The following is a 3550-nucleotide window of genomic DNA, read 5'->3' as shown; positions in this document are numbered from 1 at the left end:
TCGCCACCGCCACGCCGGTGAACACCTGATGCGTAACACCCGAAAGACGCGCCAACATGGCCAAACCGTCGGCGCGGTCGCGGGGTTTTCCCAGCACGGTCTTTCCCAGCACCACGGCGGTATCGGCCCCCAGCACGCAGGCGTTTTCGCCGGGTGGACAGCGGGCCAGTCCGGCGCGGGCCTTGTCGGCGGCGAGGCGCAGCACGTAGTCGCCGGGCGGCTCGCCGGGAAGGCGGGTCTCGTCCAGAGCAAGGCGCAGTGTCGTGAACGGCAGTCCCAGCACGGCCAACAGCTCCCTCCGCCGGGGCGAGGCGGAAGCCAAGTACAGCGTGGGCGGGCGGCGGCTCATGCCCGGTGGTAGGGATGGCCCTTGAGCAGCGACCAGGCCCGATAGAGCTGTTCGGCCACGATGAGGCGCACCAGCATGTGGGGAAAAGTGAGGGGGGAGAGGGACCAGCGCAGCTCCGCCCGCGCGACGCAAGCCGGCGCCAGGCCCTCCGGCCCGCCCACCAGCAGAGCCAGGTCACGGCCGTCCTGCAGCCAGTCTTGCATCGCTGCGGCCAGTTGTTCCGTGGACCAGCCCCGGCCGGTGACGTCCAGGGCGATCACCCGCGCGTTTTTGGGGACAGCCGCCAGCATGCGCCGGCCCTCGTCTTCCCGCGCCCGCAGGGGATTGGTGTTTCTGCTGCGCCGGCCCAACGGAATTTCGTGCAATTGCAGGCTGCATTCGGGCGGCAAGCGGGTGGCGAACTGGTCGAAACCCTGAACCACCCAAGGCGGCATGCGGGTGCCGGCGCTGATGAGGTGCAGGCGCATCAGCTTTGCGTGGCGCTTTGCTCCCGGGCCGGTTCGCCCACGGTCCACAGTTTTTCCAATTGGTAGAACTCGCGGGTGCGCGGCACCATCACATGCACCACGGCATCGCCCAGATCCACCAGGATCCATTCCGCTTCCCGCTCCCCTTCCACGCTGAGGGGACGACAACCGGCAGCCTTGGATTTTTCAATGACGCTGTCTGCCAGCGCCTTCACATGACGGGTGGAGGTGCCGCTGGCGATCACCATCAAATCGGTGATACTGGTGAGGGAACGCACATCCAGCACGCGTACGTCCGCGGCTTTCAAATCCTCCAGCGCGTCCAGTATCAATTGTCTGAGTTCGTCGGTCTGCATATGCCTTTTCTACCTGGCGCCTGTGTCATAAAGGCCGGTGTCACGAATGTAGGCCAACACGGCATCCGGCAACAAATAGCGGGGACTCAGCCCCGCCGCCAACAGCGCGCGGATGTGCGAGGCGGAAATGTCCAACTGGGTGACTTCTGAGTAAAACACTTTTCCCGCAGGCGTGGCGCGAAGCGCTGTCCCGGAACTGACGGTGCGCGCCCGGCTCCATCGCGCCATCTCGCCTGATCCCGGGGGCGACCAGCCGGGTCGGTGGGTCACCACAAAATGACACAAGCCCGCCAGCGCCTCCCAGCGATGCCACTTTGGCAGGCCGAGGAAGGCATCCATCCCCAGAATCAGCGCTAAAGGGATTTCACCGCCCAGCTCGTGCCGCAGCGACTGGAAGGTGTCCACCATGAAGGACGGCCCCTCGCGCTCCAGTTCGCGCCGGTCCAGCACCAGCCCCGGCTCATCCGCCAGCGCCAGCTCCAGCATGGTCCGACGCTGCTCAGGCGACGCCCGCGGCGATTCGCGATGGGGCGGCGTGCGGCAGGGCATCACCCGCACCTCGTCCAGCTCCAGCGCCTGCAGCACATCCAGCGCCGGCCGCAAATGACCGAAATGCACGGGATCGAAGGTGCCGCCTAGGATGCCGAGCATGGAAACAGGCTCAAGCCGCAAGTCTTTTTCGCGCCACCCTTGCGACCTGCCGCTGGAGCCCGGTCACTGCTTGATATTACCGTCACCTAACACAATGAATTTCTGCGCGGTCAGCCCTTCCAAACCCACCGGGCCGCGCACGTGGATTTTGTCAGTGCTGATGCCGATCTCCGCCCCCAGACCGTATTCAAAGCCGTCGGCAAAGCGGGTGGAGGCGTTGACCATCACCGAACTGGCATCCACTTCCCGCAGGAAGCGGCGGGCGCGCGTGTAATCTTCGGTGACGACGGCCTCGGTGTGGCGGGAACCGTGACGGTCGATATGGGCCATGGCCGCATCCAGATCCGCCACCACGCGGATGGAGAGAATCGGCGCCAGATATTCTGTGTCCCAGTCTTCATCGGTGGCGGCCTTGGCGGCGGGAATCAACTCGCGGGTGCGGGGGCAGCCACGCATTTCCACGCCTTTTTCCTGATACATCCCGCCCAGCCGGGGCAATACCTGCTCCGCCACGCCCGCGGCCACCAGCAAGGTTTCCATGGTGTTGCACACGCCGTAACGCTGGGTTTTGGCGTTGAAGGCGATGGCAACGGCTTTGTCCGGGTCGGCCTTGTCGTCAACGTACACGTGGCAGACGCCGTGCAGATGTTTGATCACCGGCACCGTGGCCTCGCCGCTGATGCGCTCGATCAGACCCTTGCCACCCCGCGGCACGATCACGTCCACGTGGTCTTTCATTGTGATAAGGGCACCCACGGCGGCGCGGTCGGTGGTCGCCACCACCTGCACCGCATCACCGGGCAGGCCCGCCTGCTCCAAACCGGCGTGCACACAAGCGGCGATGGCCTGATTGGAATGCCGGGCCTCGGAGCCACCGCGCAAAATGGCGGCATTGCCCGATTTCAAACACAGGGCCGCGGCGTCCGCCGTCACATTGGGACGAGACTCGTAAATGATGCCGACCACCCCCAGCGGCACCCGCATCCTGCCCACCTGGATGCCGGAGGGGCGATAGGCCATGTCGGACACAGTGCCCACCGGATCGGGCAGCGTGGCAATCTGGCGCAGCCCCTCGGCCATGGCGGCGATGCGCCCGGGATCGAGCATGAGACGGTCCAGCAGGGCCGCGTCCAGCCCCTGAGCCTTGCCGGCGTCCAGGTCCTGGCGGTTGGCCTCCAGCAACGCCGCTTCATTGGCGTGCAGGGCCTCCGCCATGGCCAGCAACGCGGCGTTCTTGGCGTGGGTGGACGCTGTGTTCATCAAGCGGCTGGCGGCGCGGGCCCGGCGGCCCACTTCGTTCATGTATTGGTTGACGTCCGTCATGATGGCGATCTCAAAATGCGGGGCACACACGGCGCACCGGTTTTTGCTGTGGCACCAGGCCTAGGCGCGGACAAGGTGATGTCAACACCTCTGGGGTGAAATCAAGGCCATGATACGCAGTGCGTGCCCTATACCTGCTTCAATAGTCTACCCACATATACATTGGACTCTCCCTATCTCCCCAAGCACTACATGCGTTCTCTCCGAAAACATTAACCGTGTGGCCTTGCGCAGCAGCAGAAAGCAGCATCGCGTACATCGCCTTTCCTGTTTCTGAATTTAAAGAAAGCGCCCAATGATTGCCAACGGTGCTGCACGGGGGTGGATTGTTGTGTTGTCCTGCGGCAAACATGACCACGTTACCACTGTAGGCCATAAGATGTGTAACTTTACCTGAACTATCT

The 3550-nt window shown here is 64.3% G+C and carries 5 protein-coding genes; all 5 read right to left on the bottom strand.

The window, feature by feature from the left end; translation table 11 throughout:
• Nucleotides 1-349: septum formation inhibitor Maf (locus ENJ19_08525; protein ID HHM05774.1), on the bottom strand; the 349-nt coding region annotated here is incomplete at its 3' end.
• Nucleotides 346-816, bottom strand: coding sequence for a 23S rRNA (pseudouridine(1915)-N(3))-methyltransferase RlmH (gene rlmH / locus ENJ19_08520; GenBank protein HHM05773.1), 471 nt, complete (start codon nucleotides 814-816; stop codon nucleotides 346-348). The genes rlmH and ENJ19_08525, both read right to left, overlap by 4 nt.
• Nucleotides 816-1172 (bottom strand): ribosome silencing factor, encoded by a 357-nt coding sequence (gene rsfS, locus ENJ19_08515; protein ID HHM05772.1) that lies wholly within the window; start codon nucleotides 1170-1172, stop codon nucleotides 816-818. The genes rlmH and rsfS overlap by 1 nt, the downstream gene beginning before the upstream one ends.
• 9 nt (nucleotides 1173-1181) lie before the next feature.
• Entirely contained in the window at nucleotides 1182-1823 is a 642-nt protein-coding gene (nadD, locus tag ENJ19_08510) for a nicotinate-nucleotide adenylyltransferase (protein HHM05771.1), read from the bottom strand.
• 63 nt (nucleotides 1824-1886) lie between these two features.
• Complete coding sequence (locus tag ENJ19_08505) at nucleotides 1887-3146, bottom strand: glutamate-5-semialdehyde dehydrogenase (GenBank protein HHM05770.1); 1260 nt, start codon at nucleotides 3144-3146, stop codon at nucleotides 1887-1889.
• Nucleotides 3147-3550: the final 404 nt, after the last annotated feature.

This window comes from Gammaproteobacteria bacterium, from assembly GCA_011375345.1.
Classification (GTDB): domain Bacteria; phylum Pseudomonadota; class Gammaproteobacteria; order DRLM01; family DRLM01; genus DRLM01.
The sequence above is the reverse complement of the archived record's forward strand: the minus strand, read 5'-3'. Positions and strand labels throughout refer to the sequence as shown.

Coding starts and splice junctions, on each gene's coding strand:
- rlmH (HHM05773.1), bottom strand. CDS start 816: ATGCGCCTGCACCTCATCAGCGCCGGCACCCGCATGCCGCCTTGGGTG.
- rsfS (HHM05772.1), bottom strand. CDS start 1,172: ATGCAGACCGACGAACTCAGACAATTGATACTGGACGCGCTGGAGGAT.
- nadD (HHM05771.1), bottom strand. CDS start 1,823: ATGCTCGGCATCCTAGGCGGCACCTTCGATCCCGTGCATTTCGGTCAT.
- ENJ19_08505 (HHM05770.1), bottom strand. CDS start 3,146: ATGACGGACGTCAACCAATACATGAACGAAGTGGGCCGCCGGGCCCGC.